Below are 17,833 nucleotides of genomic sequence, written 5' to 3' on the forward strand. Positions count from 1 at the left end.
GATTCCGTTCTGTTGTCGCGTCGCCGTTAACGTTGGGCGACGGCGGCTGATTCCAGGAGCCGATCTACTTTGATAAACGACTCGTCCTTTGATTGCAGGATCGCCATGATCTCCGGCTGCGCTTCAAATAGCGGGCCGTTCACGGCATGACCAAGCTTGAGCAGGTGATCACCTTCATAGATGTTGCTCTTGAGCAGGAGGTCGAGGTTGTCGGCGATATCGTTCAGACGATCATCATTCGGCTCTTCAAAAGCTACGTATTCCTCATCAACCCAATACACCCAGCCGAGACGCGCTTGAACTTGCGCGGCTGCCTCCGGAAGGTTGAATGGTGCTTTGTCACCAGGCCATGTCGATTCTTTGTTGGCTATCCAGGCTAACCATGGACCACGCTGCTCGCCGAAGTTCTTTGGCGCCGGGGAGTAAACGGCGCTCCAGCAACCCAGTAACTGATCAAAGGTTTTATCGGCGGTGTAAGCCAATGCTGCCCACAGGCTCGGTTTGTGGAAGCTCAACAAACTCTGCCCTCCAGAACCGTCGTTGACTCTGAGGAGCCAGCGTGCGTGAGCCAGGGCTTTTTCCGGATCAGGTGTTGAGATCGCAATTCCCGAAAAGTGTTCCTCACAAAGTTTTGTCGCTTCAGCGGCCAGTTTGCTACCTCTGGGGGCGAGCAACCACAACGGCCCCTCAGGAATCTCTGCGAAGTCAGTACCGAAGAACAGCCCTTGGGAAACAACGGGTTCACCTACTCGGTAGAGCCGACTCAAGGCTTGCGGCTGGAGGCCCTGATCGATGATGAAGCACAGCGATTCGCTGGCAGCGGGCAGATCCGAGAAGTTGTAGCGAGACTCTGCCAGCAGAGCGCTCAGCGCTTTTACATGCATGTGCAATCCTTACGGCTGCAAGCGCCGTTACTCTGTTTGCCGCACAACGGTGTGATGCCTGATTCATTGAGACGAGCGGGGAGCGGTGCTTTGCCCGCCTTATCCGCATCCGCCACCTTCATCGGCCCCGGCAGCAACGGCGCGGCCGGCGTACCTACACCCGGTGCACCGCCGGTATTGACCTTCACCTCGGCGCCGCTGATGGTCACGCCACCGGCGTCGACCTTGACGAAGCTGCCGCCCGCTTTGGCGGTCAGTTCCATTGCGCCTTCGACGACGACTTTCTGGCCGGCGTAGTAATGGATTTCGCTGCCGGCTTCGACGAATTGCGCTGTGCCTACCTTGAGGTGCTGGGTGACTGCGACGGTCAGGTGATCATCTGCGCGCATCTCACTGACACGATTCAAATGAGTGATGCGGTGCTCTTCGACTTTGAATTCGCTGTAGGTGTTGGCCTCAACCGTGTCATGCCGCTCATTCCCCACGCGGATCTTCTGGTCGTGCTCGATGTTTTCATCCCAATCCCGCTGAGCATGGATGTAGATCTGCTCCGCGCCCTTTTTGTCTTCAATCCGAAATTCGTTGTAGCCCTTGCCGCCCGGGGAGCTGAGGGTTTTGAAGGTGCTGCGGGTCTTGTTTGCCGGCAGGTCGTAGGGGACGACGTTTTCCTTGTGGTACAGGCAGCCGGTGACGAGTGGCTGGTCGGGGTCGCCTTCGAGGAAGGTGACGAGGACTTCCATGCCGATGCGCGGGATGGCGATGCCGCCGTAGGCCGCGCCGGCCCAGCCGCTGGCGACGCGTAGCCAGCAGGTGGTTTTGTCGTCGGACTGGCCGTCGCGGTCCCAGTGGAACTGGACTTTGATGCGGCCGTACTGGTCGCAGTGGATCTCTTCGCCGGCCGGGCCGGTGACGACCGCGGTCTGGCTGCCGAGGACTTTTGGTTTCGGGTGTTCGAGGGCAGGGCGGTAGTGCGCGTCCCACGGGATGGCGAGGAAGCTGTTGCGGTAGCCCTGGTGGAAATCGCTTTTGTTGTCGGTGACGTCGCTGGTGACGTTTTCACCGAGCACTTGCGGTTGTTTGCCTTCGTGGAAGACTTCCAGCAGCAGCCACAGGTCGTTCCATTCAGCGCGCGGGTGTTCGGCCAGGGTCAGGAAGTGGCCGCTGGTCAGGGTCGGTTCGTCACCTTTGCCTTCGGCGAGTTTGTAGTCGCTACGATGGCGTTCGAGGGCGCGGGTCGAGAGGAATTTGCCGCGCTCGCGGGTGGTGAAGCGACCGGGGTAATCGTAGTCTTCGAGGTCCGGGGCGAACTCGGATTTGACCGCGCCTTCGGGCAGGATCTTCGGTTTTTCGAAGTCGTAGTCGCGGCGGCTGACGCGGGTGGTGCGGGTTTCCAGGCGCAGGTTGAAGCGTTTGATCACCGGTTTGTCGGCGCTCATGCCGGAGTCTTGCTGGTAGCTCACGGCTTTGAGTTTGCGGAACACTGTCTGATCGTCGCCGAACACCAGTTTGTGCCCGCTACTGCTGTGCTGGAAGTGGAAGTGGATGCCTTCCTCTTCGCACAGGCGCTGGATGAAATGCAGGTCGGACTCGTCGTACTGCACGCAGTAATCGCGTTGCGGGTACTCGGCGTTGAGCTGGAAGCTGTAGGCGTCGGCCAGAATGCCGCGATCTTCCAGCACTTGGGCGATGATCTTCGGCACCGTGAGGTTCTGGAAAATCTGCTGGTCATGGTTGTGCCGCAGATAGGCCAGTTGCGGCACCAGGCTGATGCTGTAACGGGTCAGCGTCTTGCCGGAATCGCCTTGCTCGATGCGGTACACCAGGCCGTGGATCTTGCCTTCGCCGGTGGCGCCGAAGGTCAGGACGCCGGGCTTGTGCAGCAGCTCTTCGAGTTTGAGGTCGGGGCGGGCGCTGACCAGTTCGAGGTCGAAACGGAAAGGCTCGTTGAGGGCTTCGCGACCGGTGAAGCTGAGCACTTGCAGGTCGGCGGAGGCGCCTTCGAGCGTAAGGGTAATGTGGGTAGCGTTGGCGTCCAGCATGCCTTGAATTCCGTCCATTGAATAAGCAGGTGACGGATGATGGAGGATTAAACCGCCCCGTTCAAGGCGCAAATGCCGTAGGGATGGGGTCTGCGACGTATAGGGAAAACCCTTAGATCGGCTTTTTGGCCCAATGAAACCGGGGACTTCGCAGTCGTGAGCCATTGGTCAGCACGCGGTTTTAGCCAATTGCAGGCCAAAGAATAGCCAGTCAGTTTCAGACTAAAGTCGCCTTCAGCGCGTAAAAGCCATCTGCCATCATTGCGGCTCACCCCTGCGTGTCCACTTCTTCCCGGCTGTTTTTGACCCGGGACGGGAGCTATTTTTCTGGCTGACTGCGCCCCGGCGCAAACGCTGTACTGTTGGAGTTTTTCATGCGTCCCCCATTTCCCCTCATCACCCCGCGCCACTCGTTTGGCTTCGGCGCCGTTGTGCTGTGCGCCGGTTTTGCCGCGCAGGCTCAGGCCAGCGGTTTTCTCGAAGACACCACGGCGAAAATCGAATCGCGCACGGTGTATTTCAACCGCGATTTCCGTGATGGGCACACCTCCAACGAGCAGGGCGCTTCCAAGCGTGAAGAGTCGGCTCAGGGCTTTATTCTCAATCTGCAATCGGGTTACACCGAGGGCACGGTGGGCTTCGGTATCGATGCGCTGGGCATGCTCGGCTTCCAGCTCGATTCCAGCCCTGATCGCAGCAACAGCGGCTTGCTGCCGTCCAGCGGCGAGAACCCGCGCGGCTCGAAAGGCCAATACGCAAAAATGGGCCTGACCGCCAAGGTCAAGATCTCGGACACGGTGTTGAAGTACGGCGCGTTGCTGCCGGATCTGCCGCTGCTCAAGTACAACGACGGCCGCTTGCTGCCGACCATGTTCAACGGCGCCATGCTGACCTCCAAGGAAGTGAAGGATCTGACCTTCATGGCCGCGCGTCTGGACAAGTACACCGCGCGCGATTCCACCGATTCGCAAGACATCCGCGTGCACTGTAAGAACAAGCGCTACGCCTGCAACACCACCGCCGATCATTTCGACATGTACGGCATCGATTACAAGATCAACGATCGCCTGACCGCGCAGTATCACTACGCGGAACTGGAAGACATCTACCGTCAGCACTTCATTGGTTTGCTGGGCAATCAGCCGTTGGGCGACGGCGTGCTGAAGGCCGATCTGCGCGTGATCAAGAGTGCCGACAGCGGTGCTGAGCGTGCCGGTTCGATCGACAACCGCGCCTTGAGCGGCATGCTTTCCTATGGCATCAGCGGCCACACCTTCAGTGCCGGCTGGCAGCGCATGAACGGCGACAACTCGATACCGTACCTCGATGGCAGCAACCCGTATCTGGTCAACTACGTGCAGGTCAACGACTTCGCCGCGGCTCAGGAGCGTTCCTGGCAGCTGCGTTATGGCTATGACTTCAAGGCCATCGGCATCAACGGCCTGAGCTTCCTGACCCGCTATGTGAACGGTGACCACATCAAGGTCCCGGGCAGCGATCAGGAAGGCAAAGAGTGGGAACGCGACAGCGAGCTGAAGTATGTGATCCAGACGGGCACGTTCAAGGATGTGAGCCTGCGTCTGCGCAATGCGACGTACCGCACCAACTATGAAAAGTTTGCGCGGGATGTGGATGAGACCCGGTTGATTGTGAGTTACAACTTTTCGGTGTTGTAACGGTTAGAGCTGCAGTGGCTGGTTGAGCGCTTTCGCGAGCAAGCCCGCTCCCACATTGGATCATCCGTGAACACAGATTTTGTGCTCCGCGCTGATCCCCTGTGGGAGCGGGCTTGCTCGCGAAGGCGTCTTTGCAGGCACCACTACAACCAATGCCAGAGCCGGCTCCAGAAGCCGCGATTCAGATCGTCCTTGCACCCGGCATACTGCCGCGCATACACGTCGGAGCGCGCTTGCACCTTGCGTGCAGTCGGCATCAGCCAGGCCTTGCTGGCGTAGGTCTTGTTGCGGAAACCGCCCCAGCCTTCGTGGTAGTTCAGGTATTGGTTGTAGGCGTCGTATTTGTACACGCCGTTGATCGAAGTGGTCTTGTCCATGTACCAGCCGACGAAGTCGATGGCGTCATCGAAGTCTTCGCGATCGGCGCCGTGTCTGCCGGTGCTTTTCTGGTAGTCGGACCAGACTTCATCCTTGGCCTGGGCGTAGCCCGACGCGGTGGTGACCCGGCCCCACGGGATCACCCACAGCAGGTATTTGCGCGGCGTCTTGGCGTCGTAGCGATAGCCGGACTCCTGGTACATGATCGCGAAGGGCACCTGGATCGGCACGCCCCAGCGCTTTTGCGTGACTTGCGCGGCGTCGTACCAGTCGCTTTTTTCGCGGAAGATTGCGCAGATGTCTTCCGGCGAACGCGGCGGCGAGGTGCCGCAGCCGCTGAGTAATCCTGCCAGTATCAAAAGTCCCGCCGTCCGCCCCGAAATCAAACCGTCATCCCCATGCGCGCAAAAAGGGCGACAGTCTACGCGCTCAGGTCAACTGGTGACGATAGGGCAAATCCGGACCCGTTTTGCTGCAGGTCAGGGCGGCCGCCTGTACGGCAAACCTGAGCATCGTGTCGATCTGCTCGCGGCTGAGTGCTTGAACCCCTTCGACCGAGTCCAGCCCCTGTTCAGTCAAACAGGTGATCAGCGCCGCTTGAAAGGTATCGCCGGCGCCGACGGTATCGGCGATTTTCACTGAAACCGCTGGTACCGACCATGAACCGTGAGTGCGGCTGAATACCGTTGCGCCTTCGCCGCCACGGGTCAGGAACACCAACTGGCAGCGATGCTGCAGCCAGCCTTCGATGACGCGCTGTGGATCCTGTTCCGGGTAGAGCAGGCTCAGGTCTTCGTCGCTGACCTTGATCATGTCGGCCAGTTGCACCAGGGTCGCCACGCGCTCGCGCCACAGGTCGATGTTCGGTTCCGGGTTGAGGCGCACGTTGGGGTCGAGGGTGATCAACCGCTTGCCGCTTTCACGCTGCACCAGCGTCAGCAAGGTGTCGGCGATCGGCTGCACCACCAGCGAGAACGAGCCGATGTGCAGGCCGCGTACTTCGGTGCTCAACTGCGGCAGATGGGCGAGGCTCAACTGGCGATCGGCGCAGCCCTCGCCGCGAAAGCTGTAATGCGGCGAACCGTTGGCGCCGACCGCGACCATCGCCAGCGTGGTTGGCGCGGCGAAGTCGATCAGGTAGTCCGCACGCACGCCTTCATCCTGCAGCACCTGCTGCAAACGCCGGCCGAGATAGTCGGTAGACAGCCCGGCAAACAGCGCCGAATCCACGCCCAAACGGCGCAAGCCGACCGCGACGTTGAACGGCGAGCCGCCGGCAATCGCCTTGAAATTGACCTTCGAGGCCAGGCCGCTGGCATCGTCTTCGCTGAAGAAATCGAACAGAGCTTCGCCACACACCAAATACATAATTGTTTGCTCTTTATAGGGTTGCGACATGCTGTTGATAGCGTTCATAGGCCTGCTGGAACGCCGCGACATTGGCGGCAATCGGCAGGGTTTCACTGTGCAGATCGAGCTTCACGCAGCGCTGGCACAGATCGGCCAAAGTGTCCTCGTGGCCGTTCGACCATGATTTGCACCACGCCGCCTGAATCGCCGCGCCAAGGGCTGCGGCTTCGCTGTGTTCGGTGCAGATCACCGGGGTGTTCATGATGTCGGCGACGATCTGCCGCCACACCGCACTTTTCGAACCGCCGCCGATCAGGCAAATGCTGCGGCTTTGTAAACCATTGTGGCGCAACAGATCCAGTCCATAACGCAAACCGAAGGTGGTGCCCTCGACCACGGCGCGACACAGGTTGGCCTGGGTCAGGTTGTTCAGGGTCAAGCCGTGCAGGCTGCCGGTGGCATGGGGCAGGGCGGGGACGCGTTCGCCGTTGAGGAACGGCAGCATGCTCACGCCTTCGGCACCGATCGGCGCCTGGGCCACGAGTTGATTGAATTGCTCCAGGTCGAGGTCGAACAGTTCGCGGATTGCGCCGGTGGCGTTGGTCAGGTTCATGGTGCAGATCAGCGGCAGCCAGCCGCCGCTGGACGAACAGAACGTGGCGACTGAGGCATCCGCGCTGACCTTCGGCGCTGCGGCGTAGGCGTACACCGTGCCGGAGGAACCGAGGCTCATGGTGATCGCTCCCGGCTGAATGTTGCCGGTGCCGATGGCGCCCATCATGTTGTCGCCACCGCCGCTGGAGACCTGTGCATTCGGGTTGAGGCCGAGCTGTTCGGCAATCGAAGGCAGCAGCGTACCGACCGCCTGATGCGCGTCGATCAGCTCCGGCAGCGCCGCTTGCAGGCGACCCGTGGCGTCGATGTCGCGCAGCAGTTGCAAGTCCCACTGGCGGCTGCGCACATTGAAATAGCCGGTGCCGGAGGCGTCGCCGTATTCGCTGCACGCGCGGCCGGTGAGCCAGTAATTCAGATAATCGTGGGGCAGCAGAATGCGCGCGATACGCGAGAACACCTCCGGGTATTGTTCTTTGGTCCAGAGCAGTTTCGACACGGTGTAGCCCGGCGCGATGACCACACCGAGGCGTTCCAGTGAGCCTTTTTCGCCGCCGAGGTGTTTGAGCAAACGGTCATTTTCATCAGTGGTTTCGGTGTCGCACCACAGCTTGGCCGGGCGCAGCACCTGGCCCTGATCGTCGAGCAGCACCAGGCCGTGTTGCTGACCGGAGACGCCGATGCCGAGAATCGCCTGACCGTCGATATTGGCGGCGAGCAAGGCGCGGCGGGTGGCGAGGGCGAAGGCGTCCAGCCACTGTTGAGTGTCCTGCTCGCGCCGGCCGTTGGCGCCGCTGATCATCGTGTGGGTAGCGGCGCCTTCGCCGAGCACCTGACCGCTGGCGGCATCAAGGATGATCGCCTTGGTGCCCTGGGTGCCGCAGTCGATGCCGAGGAAGAGTTGTCGGGTGGTCACAGTGAGGTCCTCAGGGTGTCAGGTTTGCCAGGGTGAGGCTGCCATTCGCGAGCAAGCCCGCTCCCACATTGTGAAACGCGTTCCCCTGTGGGAGCGAGCCTGCTCGCGAAGGTCAGGCCAAAACCCGCTCCAAAGTCCGCGAAACACCCACCTCACGCAAGCTGTTGCAGCACCACTCAAACGCCGCAACAAACGCCGCCGAACGCGGAATCGCCGTGCCGAAAATTTCCTCGACCGCCAGCAACCGCTGGGTAATCAGCGCATCATCCGCCACCAGCCCCTGACAAAATTCCGCCCGCGGATCAGGAATCGCATAGGTATCGCCGTTCTCGTCGACTCCCTTCAGATACAGCGCCCAAGCCGCCACCACCAGCGCCGCACGCCTGGTTTCCTGACCATCGGCAATCAAGCGGTTGATCGTCGGAACGGTGAATTTGGGAAACTTCGACGAGCCATCCGAACACACCCGCTCCAGCTGATCGGCAATCGCCTGATTAGAGAAGCGCGCGACCAGCGTATTTTTGTAGTCGGTCAGATCGATGCCCGGTACCGGCGCCAGTTGTGGGGTGACGTCGAGGTCCATGTACGCACGCATGTAGCGCACGAACAGCGGGTCGTTCATGGTTTCGTGAACGAAGCGGTAGCCCTTCAGAAAACCCAGATACGTCAGCGCCAAGTGGCTGCCGTTGAGCAGTTTGATCTTCATTTCTTCGTAGGGCGAAACGTCATCGGTGAACTGCACGCCGACCTGTTCCCAGGCCGGGCGACCGTTGACGAATTTGTCTTCCAACACCCATTGCACAAACGGCTCGCAGACCACTGGCCAGGCATCGTCAACCGCGTGTCTGTCGGCCAGTTGCAGGCGATGCGCGGTGCTGGTCATCGGCGTGATGCGATCAACCATGGCGTTGGGAAAACTGACGTTCTGCTCGATCCAGTCGCGCAGCCCCTGGTCACGCAGGGTGGCGAAGGCGAGCAGGGCTTTGCGGGTGACCGCGCCGTTGTGCGGCAGGTTATCGCAGGACATGAGGGTGAACGCCGGCGTGCCCGCGCCACGACGTTTTTCCAGCGCGGCGCAGAGGAAACCGAACACGGTTTTCGGCGTTTGCGGATTTGTCAGATCGTGCTGAATCTGTGGCAGGTGCGCCATGAACTCGCCGTTGCTGTCGTCGATGCAGTAGCCGCCCTCGGTGATGGTCAGCGAGACGATGCGGATCTGCGGATCGGCGAGTTTGTCGATCAGCGCCTGCGCGCCGTCTTCGGCCAGGAGCATGTCGCGGATCGCGCCGATCACCCGCACCTCGGTGTCGTCGCTGTCACCGAGCTCGAACAGGGTGAACAGGTAGTCCTGTTCCTTCAGGTCGTCACGGGCGCGGCGGTCTTCGGCGCGCAGGCCGACGCCGCAGATCGCCCAGTCCAGCGCCTGACCGGTGTTCATCAGTGCATCGGTGTAGTACGCCTGATGCGCGCGGTGAAAGCCGCCGACGCCAATGTGTGCGATGCCCTGGCGGGTGTCGCTGAGGTTGTAGGCCGGCAGTTGCACCTCGGGGGCGAGGCGATGCAGGTTTTGTTTATTCAGTTTCATCGGGCGAGTCTCGAAATTCAGGCCGCCGCACGCAGCGGGCGGGTCAGCGCCACGCCATTGGCGTCGAACAGGTGGCAATGGCTGGCGTCCAGGTGCAGGTTCAGTTGTTCGCCGTAGCGGCTCGCGAGGTCACCGCGCACGCGCATGGTCAGGGCTTCGCCGGCGCTGGTGGTGACGTGGCAGAAGGTGTCGCTGCCCAGACGTTCACTGACGTCGGCGGTGACTTGCAGGGTGCAGTCGCCTGGTTGCGCCAGTTCCAGATGTTCCGGGCGAATGCCCAGGGTCACGGCGCTGCCGATACTCAGGTTGGCGGCGTTGAACGGCAGGGTGATGCGCGTGCCGGCATCCAGCGAGACTTCGCAGGTCTGGCTGTCGACACGGGCGATTTTGCCCTTGAGGAAACCCATTTTCGGCGTGCCGAGAAAACCGGCGACGAACAGGTTGGCCGGGTTGTGATAGAGGTCCAGCGGTGAGCCGACCTGTTCGATCTTGCCGCCATTGAGCACCACCACCTTGTCGGCCATGGTCATCGCTTCGACCTGATCGTGGGTCACGTAGATCATTGTCGCTTGCAGGTCCTTGTGCAGACGCAGCAACTCCAGACGCATCTGCACGCGCAGCGCGGCGTCGAGGTTGGACAGCGGTTCGTCGAACAGGAAGATCTTCGGATTGCGCACGATGGCCCGGCCGATGGCGACCCGTTGCCGTTGGCCGCCGGACAGCTGTTTCGGCTTGCGCTCCAGCATCGGCCCGAGTTCGAGAATGCGCGCCGCTTCACCGACCTTTTTCTCGACTTCGGCTTTCGGTACGCCGGCCAGGTCGAGGGCGAACGACATGTTTTTCTTCACGGTCATGTGCGGATACAGCGCGTAGGTCTGGAACACCATCGCCAGATCGCGCTTGGCCGGGCTGACTTCGGTGATGTCGCGGCCATCGAGTTCGATGGTGCCACCACTGACTTCTTCCAGCCCGGCGATCAGCCGCAGCAGGGTCGATTTGCCGCAGCCGGACGGGCCGACGAAGACCACGAATTCCTTGTCGTTCACCTCAAGGTCGATGCCCTTGATGATGGAGAAACCTTCGAAGCCTTTTTGCAGATTCTTGATTTTCAGGTTGGCCATGGTGATGGGCCTCCAGGTGTTGTTATTCGTTTGAGCCAGACGGGCTTTTCTGTAGGAGTGAGCCTGCTCGCGATGGGGCCGTGTCAGTCGACATCATTCTTGAAAGACACTCCGCTATCGCGAGCAGGCTCACTCCTACAGGGGGTTGTGTGGGTTTGGTGAGATTCATTTCACGGCGCCGAACGACAAGCCGCGCACCAGTTGTTTCTGGCTGATCCAGCCGAAGATCAGGATCGGCGCGCAGGCCAGGGTCGAGACCGCCGACAACTTGGCCCAGAACAAGCCTTCAGGGCTTGAATACGAGGCGATCAACGCGGTCAAAGGCGCGGCTTTCGACGAGGTCAGGTTCAGCGACCAGAAGGCCTCGTTCCAGCACAGAATCAGCGACAGCAGCACGGTCGAAGCGAGCCCACCCTTGGCAATCGGCAGCAGCACGCGGACCATTTCCTGCCACAGGGTGGCGCCGTCCAGACGCGCGGCTTCGAGGATGTCCTTGGGGATGTCCTTGAAGTAGGTGTAAATCATCCAGACCACGATCGGCAGGTTGATCAGGGTGTAGATCACGATCAGTGCGATGCGTGTATCGAGCAGGCCAAAACTCTTGGCCAGCAGGTAGATCGGCATCAGCACGCCTACCGGCGGCAGCATCTTGGTCGAGAGCATCCACAGCAGCGTGCCCTTGGTGCGCTGGGTTTCGTAGAACGCCATCGAGTAGGCGGCGGGCACCGCGATCAGCAGGCACAGCGCCGTGGCACTGAAGGAAATCACCACCGAGTTCCAGGCGAAACTGAAGTAGTCGCTGCGCTCGTTGATGTGCAGATAGTTCTCCAGCGTTGGCGTGAAGATGAACTGCGGCGGCGTGGCGAAGGCGTCGATTTCGGTTTTGAAACTGGTCATCACCATCCAGAAGATCGGAAAGAAAATCACGATCGCGATGGCCCAGGCCAGGGTGCCGAGCAGCAGGCTTTGCAGCCGGCGGGATTGTTGAAGAGTCATGGCAGGCCTCAGGCTTTGTCAGTCAGGTTTTTGCCGATCATCCGCACCAGAATGATCGCGGCGATGTTGGCGATGACCACGGCAATCAAGCCGCCCGCCGAGGCCATGCCGACGTCGAACTGCACCAGCGCCTGGTTGTAGATCAGGTAGGCGAGGTTGGTCGAGGCGTAGCCGGGGCCGCCGTTGGTGGTGGTGAAAATCTCGGCGAACACCGACAGCAGGAAGATCGTTTCGATCATCACCACCACCGCAATCGGCCGCGCCAGGTGTGGCAGGGTCAGGTGCCAGAAGATCGCCACCGGACCGGCGCCATCGAGGCGCGCAGCTTCTTTCTGTTCCTGGTCGAGGGACTGCATGGCGGTCATCAGGATCAGGATCGCGAAGGGCAGCCATTGCCACGAGACAATGATGATGATCGACAGCAGCGGGTAGTGCGCCAGCCAGTCCACCGGCTCGGCGCCGAACAGCCGCCAGACGTAGGCGAGGATTCCCGACACCGGATGGAATATCAGGTTCTTCCAGATCAGCGCACCGACGGTGGGCATGATGAAGAACGGCGAAATCAGCATCACCCGCACGATGCCGCGTCCGAGAAATTCGCTGGCCTCAAGCAACGCGCTGATCAACACCCCGAACACCACGCTGATCAACAGCACGCTGCCCACCAGCAACAGGGTATTGGTGGCGCCGGGCAGGAAACCGGAGTCGGTCAGAAAGTAGGTGAAGTTCTCCAGCCCGACGAATTCGTTCACCCCCGGATCGAGCAGGTTGTAGCGAATCATCGAGAAGTAAATGGTCATGCCCAGCGGCACGATCATCCACAGCAGCAACAGGGCCACCGACGGGCTGACCAGAAACCAGCCAGGATTGCGTACGCGGACTTTGCGCTGGGGTTGCGACAGGTCGAGGTGGGCTTTGGCAGTTGAAGTATTCATGGTGATCACAACCGAGTCATACAGACCTATGGAGATCCCTTGTGGGAGCAGGCTTGCTCGCGAAGGCGCCGTGTCAGTCAATACACATGACACTGACCCACCGCTTTCGCGAGCAAGCCCGCTCCCACAGGAGGCAGGAGCAAGTCGTTCAGCGGTTACTTGGGATAACCGGCGCGCTTCATCTCGCGTTCGGTAGTCTGCTGCGCGGCGGCCAAGGCTTGATCCACTGTGGTCTGGCCGATCAGCGCCGCCGAGAACAGCTTGCCGACCTGGGTGCCCACACCCTGGAACTCAGGAATGGTGACCAGCTGAATGCCGATGTAGGGCACCGGTTTCAACGTCGGTTTGCTCGGATCCGCCGCTTTCAGCGACTCCAGCGTGACCTTGGCGAACGGCGCGGCGCTCATGTAAGCGTCGCTGTAGGTCGAAGCACGGGTGCCCGGTGGCACGTTGGCGATGCCATCGGTCTTGGCCACCAGTTCACCGTACTCCTTGGAGGTGGCCCAGGCACTGAACGCCTTGGCGGCGTCCTTGGCTTTGGAGCTGGTCGGAATTGCCAGCGCCCACGAATACAGCCATGCCGAGCCCTTATCGGTAACCTGATGCGGCGCGAAAGTGAAGCCGACGTGATCGGCGACCTTGCTCTGGGTCTTGTCGGTGACGAACGAGCCAGCGACGGAAGCGTCCACCCAGATTGCGCACTTGCCGCTGTTGAACAGCGCCAGGTTCTCGTTGAACCCGTTACTGGAGGCGCCCGGCGGGCCGGATTTCTTCATGGTGTCGACGTAGAAGTTCAGCGCGTTTTTCCACTCCGGACCGGTGAATTCCGGCTGCCATTTTTCATCGAACCAGCGCGCGCCATAAGCATTGGCGACAGTGGTGATCAGCGCCATGTTCTCGCCCCAGCCGGCCTTGCCGCGCAGGCAGATGCCGTACTGCTCTTTATCCTTGTTGGTGAGTTTTTCGGCGAAGCCGGCGATCTGTTCCCAGGTCGGGCGCTCGGGCATGCTCAGCCCGGCATCCTTGAACAGGTCGGTGCGGTAATAGGTGATCGAGCTTTCGGCGTAGAACGGCAGTGCGTATAGCGAACCCTTGACCGACAGGCCCTCGCGTACCGACGGGAACACGTCGTCGAGGGCATAAGTGGCCGGCAGATCCTTCATCGGTTCCAGCCAGCCCTTGGCGCCCCAGAGTGCCGCTTCGTACATGCCGATGGTCAACACATCGAACTGGCCACCCTGAGTGGCGATGTCGGTAGTCAGGCGCTGACGCAGGACGTTTTCTTCCAGCACCACCCAATTGAGCTTGATCTCCGGATGCTCGGCCTCGAAGGTTTTCGAGAGCTTTTGCATGCGAATCATGTCGCTATTGTTGACGGTGGCGATGGTCAGGGTCTGGGCGCCAAGGCTGACGCTGCTGAGGGTCATGCAGGTGAGGGCAAGCAGAGCTTTTGCAGTGGGTTGCATCGTGCACTCCTTTTCTGCGTCCGTTGGGAGGCAGAAGGACAGTTATTGTTTTTGTGTCTTCCTGTGCAGGAAGAATGTGCACTGATTACAGCCCTCAATCGACGGGCTGACAAATCATCCGTCGCACTCGAATCAATACTTTTTTGCACTGGGGTTTATTGCGGTAAATGCAGGGAAGGGGTTTTCAGCGGGGAGGGGCTATCGAATCAGTACAGGTTTCATCGCGTCGGATGCTTTTGTGGGAGCGGGCTTGCTCGCGAAAGCGCTGTGTCAGTTTGCCGATCAGTTGACTGATACAGCGCTTTCGCGAGCAGGCTCACTCCTGCAGGAGGCGGTGGTATCAGCCAAGGTTTTGTTCAGTCAGGCGCTGCACGGCGAGGCGTCGATAGTGTGACGGTGTCATGCCCTTGAGTTGCTGGAAGCGCCGATTGAAGTTGGAAATGTTGTTGAACCCCGACTCGAAGCACACGTCGGTCACCGGTTTGTCGCCATCGGCCAACAATTCGCAGGACTTGCTGATGCGCAAGCGATTGACGAATTCGATGAAGTTGCGCCCGGTGGCCTGTTTGAACACGCGACTGAAATAAGTCGGTTTCATCCCCAGATGCTCGGCGACTTCTTCCAGGGTCAGCTCGCGGGCGTAGTGGCTGAAGATGTAATCCACCGCGCGGTTGGTACGGTCGATATTGTGCTCGTCGGCCAGTTGTGTGTTGGTGGCACCGGACAGCAATTGATAGTCGTCAGTGGCTGCCAGCAGCTCCATCAGGATGAAAAAGTATCCGAGACGGGTAATGCCGCGTGTATCGGCAATCTGCTGCATCAGGGTCATGGCCTGGCGGATCGTGTCCTTGTCTCGAAACTCGATACCGTACTGCGCGCGTTCCAGCAGGGGGGTCAGGGTTTTGAGTTCGGCAAACACCAGATGCCCGCCTTCGAACAACTCGTCGGTGAAGTTCACCAGCATGTCGCGCTTTTCCACCACCTCGTCTTCGGCCACCTGGCTGATCCAGTTGTGCGGCAGATTGGGCCCGGTGAGGAACAGTGTTTGCGGGTAAAAGTTACCGATGTAGTCGCCAATGAATACTTTGCCGGAGCTGGCGACGATCAGGTGCAGTTCGTATTCCTTGTGGAAATGCCAGCGCACCAGCGGACAGGGAAAACCGTGCTGGCGGTAGATGATGGACAGGCCGTTATGGTCGTCCATCAACTCGTAGGAGGGATCAGTGATTCGGGTGGCCCGGGTCATGTCCGATGCATTCTGTTGTCATGTTGACGTCCATCATGCACGCACGCTCCGGCCAGTGCCAGCTTCTCAGCCCCGGGCCTTCCTGAGACCTTTGGCGTGGTTGATCTGCTGGCAATACTCGATCAGTGGCGTGCCACCGATGAAGTCGGCATTGATGATGCTGCACTTGGGCGCCCATCCCGAATCCGGGCCAAACCATTGATCGAGCTCGTTGGTAATTCGTTTGACGCCGGCCAGTTCGCCGTAACTGGTGGCGGACAATGACCACAAGGTGCCGGATCGCGGCGGGTTGGCCAGGGTTTTCGTGATGTGTTGCTTGAGTTGCTCGGGAGAGGTGATGTCACTGCCGCTCCATTCATGACGGATATTCGGCCAGTACAGCGGCGAATTGAAGTCGGGATGCCATTCACTGGCCAACACCACTCGTTGCAGTGAATCGGCTTGTTTAAGTTGCCCCAGCGTCAAGTGGCTGTTGCTCCGGGGAATCAGTCGCGGCGCCAGATGATTCATGATGACTTGATGGAAACCCTGATAATCAAAAGGCTTGTTGTCGACCCCCTTGAGTTCATGAATGTCGAGGACGACGAATTCGCCCGGGTGCTCATCGAGGAACACTTCCAGGCTCTTGATCAGTTCACTCAGGGAGCGCCCGCGGAACAGTTTCAGGCCGTGAAAGGTGTGAAACTTCTTGATGCCCAGCCAGTGTTCGTCCGAATGCAGGCGCAAGTCGAAGGCGCGCACACCTTCACTCAGTTGCTGAATGAACGGGCCATCCTGGCAGACGAACCAGTTTTTTGCGGGTTGGAGATAGGCCGGATACGAGAAGTCGTAATCCAGTCCGGCGTTATGTGCGCCAGGCCAGAGAACTTCGCCGAGGGTCAAGGCGTCGATGGCGGACGCAGTCGTCATCCAGTTTTTGTACGGGTAATTATTCATGGTGCATTCCGTTGCAGACAAAGTTGAGAGTTTACGACCCGAAAGATAGTTGCTTCAGTTCGAAAAACATTCTTTGGCTTGCTCGGAGAAAGTACAAGCCAACACTCTTTTCAAAGTGTTGAAGTACTTTTGTTTAATGCTGAAGAATTAACTGTTGTGGTTTTTTGCTTCGATCCATTGCGCCATGTATTGGGTGCTTTTGTGCAAGTGGTGACGCAACATGCTGCCGGTGAAGTTGGCGCGGCGCAGGGCCGGCAAGTTGTCGCGGCATTCTTGCAGACGTTCAATCAATGCCCGACCGTGGATGGCGTGCCGATAGCGCTCGTGCAACAACGTGACGCCGGCCTGTTGCGCGTCGGTCCAGCGCAACTTGTCTTCATGCAGTCTGACCGCCGCATCGGCCAGCGCCTGGGCCGACAGCGCCACCTCACCGGGCCACGGCAGCGCACCGCTCATGCCCTCAGCGCCGATGGGGGTGGTGACGTTCGGTGTGCCACAGAGCATGGCATCGACGATTTTGCCCTTGATCCCTGCACCGAAACGCAAGGGGGCCAGGCAAGCCCGGGCTTGCGACATCACTTGCAGCGCATCTTCGGCCCAGTTCATCACATGAAAACCCTGCGCCGCGTTGTGCAGTGCAGTGGCCTTGGGCGGGGTGTAGGCACCGTAGATATGCAACTGCGCACCGGGCAATTGCTGGCGGATCAGCGGCCAGACTGCGTTCTTCATCCACAGCACGGCGTCCCAGTTCGGCGCGTGACGGAAATTGCCGATACTCAGAAAGTGCGCTCGATCCTCGAAGGGCACGAACGCGCCGCTCGGTGGTTCGAGCATCAACGGGCACCAGTGCAACAGGTCCCGGGGCACCTGGAACTGTTCGATCAGCAACTGGATTTCCACTTCGGAAATCATCAGGTTGAGGTCACAGCGATACAGCGCGGCGATTTCCCGTTTGGCCAGGTCGGTGTCGGCCATCAACTCGAACTCTTCACCCAGCGCCGGGGCGAACAGTGCGCTGAAATCCTGATTATCCGGGTCGTCCTTCAAGCGCTCCTTGAGCCGCTGGTGACGGGCATGTCGCAGACTTTGCAGGTCGGAAGTCTCCAGCACCCGCAGGGCGTTCGGGCAATGTTTCTCGACGCGCCAGCCGAACTGTTCTTCCATCATGAACTGGTCGAACAGGACGATATCCGGGGCCAGTTCACTGACGAAAGCGTCAAAACTGCTGTTATTGAGTTCGATCGGTACTTCCCGAATCCCCAGCCCAGTCAGGTCAGCCTTGTGCTCGCCGGGCCCCGCCGGGCTGCTGAAGGTGATGTCCCAGCCTTGTTGCAGGAAGGTTTCGAGGATCTGCATCACATGCCCGCTGGCCGCCGAAGAGCGGGGTTCGGGCCAGACGTAGCCGATGACCAGAACTTTAGTGGCAGGCGATGCAGTCATTGACAGGTGTTCCTTACAGACAGGCGGACAAAAACGGGGCGCAATTAGACCACATCTGATGCCGGGTTTTACAGGCAGGAAGTTTTCCGACTTGAGGCGTTGGCGGAGTTACCTGACCGCAACAGCCAGTTTCTGAAAGTTTGAATGTTGTCGGGATGTTGGCAAAAGTTGCTAACGGAACTTCATTTAATATTTCTCTCTTATATCGGTATGTTCCTGCGGCTCGATACATTCAAGTCAGCATTGATTGCTG

Annotated in this window: 14 protein-coding genes; 1 reads left to right on the forward strand and 13 read right to left on the reverse strand. The window is 59.7% G+C overall.

Translation table 11 applies throughout. The features are described from left to right. Positions 1-26: 26 nt before the first annotated feature. Positions 27-884 carry a DUF4123 domain-containing protein gene (locus tag LCH64_RS01420; RefSeq protein WP_226499256.1) on the reverse strand — a complete coding sequence of 286 codons (858 nt, stop codon included), beginning with the start codon at positions 882-884 and terminating at the stop codon, positions 27-29. Then, the gene (locus LCH64_RS01425) at positions 875-2,923 is read right to left on the reverse strand and encodes a type VI secretion system tip protein VgrG (RefSeq protein WP_226499257.1); all 2,049 of its coding nucleotides are present in this window, start codon (positions 2,921-2,923) and stop codon (positions 875-877) included. Before LCH64_RS01425 ends, LCH64_RS01420 begins: the two co-directional genes overlap by 10 nt. Before the next feature lie 374 nt (positions 2,924-3,297). Here LCH64_RS01425 and LCH64_RS01430 point away from each other — a divergent pair, with 374 nt between their 5' ends. After that, positions 3,298-4,599 carry an OprD family porin gene (locus LCH64_RS01430; RefSeq protein WP_226499258.1) on the forward strand — a complete coding sequence of 434 codons (1,302 nt, stop codon included), beginning with the start codon at positions 3,298-3,300 and terminating at the stop codon, positions 4,597-4,599. A 143-nt stretch (positions 4,600-4,742) separates the two neighbouring features. On the opposite strand, the gene LCH64_RS01435 is transcribed toward LCH64_RS01430, so the two are convergent. The 11 genes from LCH64_RS01435 to LCH64_RS01485 all read right to left on the reverse strand — a co-directional run bounded on the left by LCH64_RS01435 (position 4,743) and on the right by LCH64_RS01485 (position 17,580). Continuing rightward, entirely contained in the window at positions 4,743-5,363 is a 621-nt protein-coding gene (locus LCH64_RS01435; RefSeq protein ID WP_226499259.1) for a hypothetical protein, read from the reverse strand. 43 nt (positions 5,364-5,406) lie between these two features. Continuing rightward, complete coding sequence (locus LCH64_RS01440) at positions 5,407-6,345, reverse strand: carbohydrate kinase (RefSeq protein WP_226499260.1); 939 nt, start codon at positions 6,343-6,345, stop codon at positions 5,407-5,409. 13 nt (positions 6,346-6,358) lie between these two features. After that, entirely contained in the window at positions 6,359-7,855 is a 1,497-nt protein-coding gene (gene xylB / locus LCH64_RS01445; RefSeq protein ID WP_226499261.1) for a xylulokinase, read from the reverse strand. A gap of 112 nt (positions 7,856-7,967) precedes the next feature. Beyond that, positions 7,968-9,440, reverse strand: coding sequence for a mannitol dehydrogenase family protein (locus LCH64_RS01450; RefSeq protein ID WP_226499262.1), 1,473 nt, complete (start codon positions 9,438-9,440; stop codon positions 7,968-7,970). 17 nt (positions 9,441-9,457) lie between these two features. Further along, on the reverse strand, positions 9,458-10,561 hold the full coding sequence (gene ugpC / locus LCH64_RS01455) for a sn-glycerol-3-phosphate ABC transporter ATP-binding protein UgpC (protein WP_226499263.1): 1,104 nt from the start codon (positions 10,559-10,561) through the stop codon (positions 9,458-9,460). Between the two features lie 165 nt (positions 10,562-10,726). Then, positions 10,727-11,557 carry a carbohydrate ABC transporter permease gene (locus tag LCH64_RS01460; RefSeq protein WP_003225143.1) on the reverse strand — a complete coding sequence of 277 codons (831 nt, stop codon included), beginning with the start codon at positions 11,555-11,557 and terminating at the stop codon, positions 10,727-10,729. Between the two features lie 8 nt (positions 11,558-11,565). Next, the gene (locus tag LCH64_RS01465; RefSeq protein ID WP_003225141.1) at positions 11,566-12,492 is read right to left on the reverse strand and encodes a sugar ABC transporter permease; all 927 of its coding nucleotides are present in this window, start codon (positions 12,490-12,492) and stop codon (positions 11,566-11,568) included. 155 nt (positions 12,493-12,647) lie between these two features. Continuing rightward, positions 12,648-13,958, reverse strand: coding sequence for a sugar ABC transporter substrate-binding protein (locus tag LCH64_RS01470; RefSeq protein WP_226499264.1), 1,311 nt, complete (start codon positions 13,956-13,958; stop codon positions 12,648-12,650). Positions 13,959-14,298: 340 nt separating this feature from the next. Further along, positions 14,299-15,204, reverse strand: coding sequence for an AraC family transcriptional regulator (locus tag LCH64_RS01475; protein WP_003225137.1), 906 nt, complete (start codon positions 15,202-15,204; stop codon positions 14,299-14,301). A 66-nt stretch (positions 15,205-15,270) separates the two neighbouring features. Then, on the reverse strand, positions 15,271-16,140 hold the full coding sequence (locus tag LCH64_RS01480) for a phospholipase (protein WP_226499265.1): 870 nt from the start codon (positions 16,138-16,140) through the stop codon (positions 15,271-15,273). Between the two features lie 147 nt (positions 16,141-16,287). Then, complete coding sequence (locus LCH64_RS01485) at positions 16,288-17,580, reverse strand: glycosyltransferase (RefSeq protein WP_226499266.1); 1,293 nt, start codon at positions 17,578-17,580, stop codon at positions 16,288-16,290. Positions 17,581-17,833 lie beyond the last annotated feature (253 nt).

It is taken from the genome of Pseudomonas sp. MWU16-30322 (assembly GCF_020515535.1).
GTDB classification, from domain to species: Bacteria; Pseudomonadota; Gammaproteobacteria; order Pseudomonadales; family Pseudomonadaceae; genus Aquipseudomonas; species Aquipseudomonas fluorescens_H.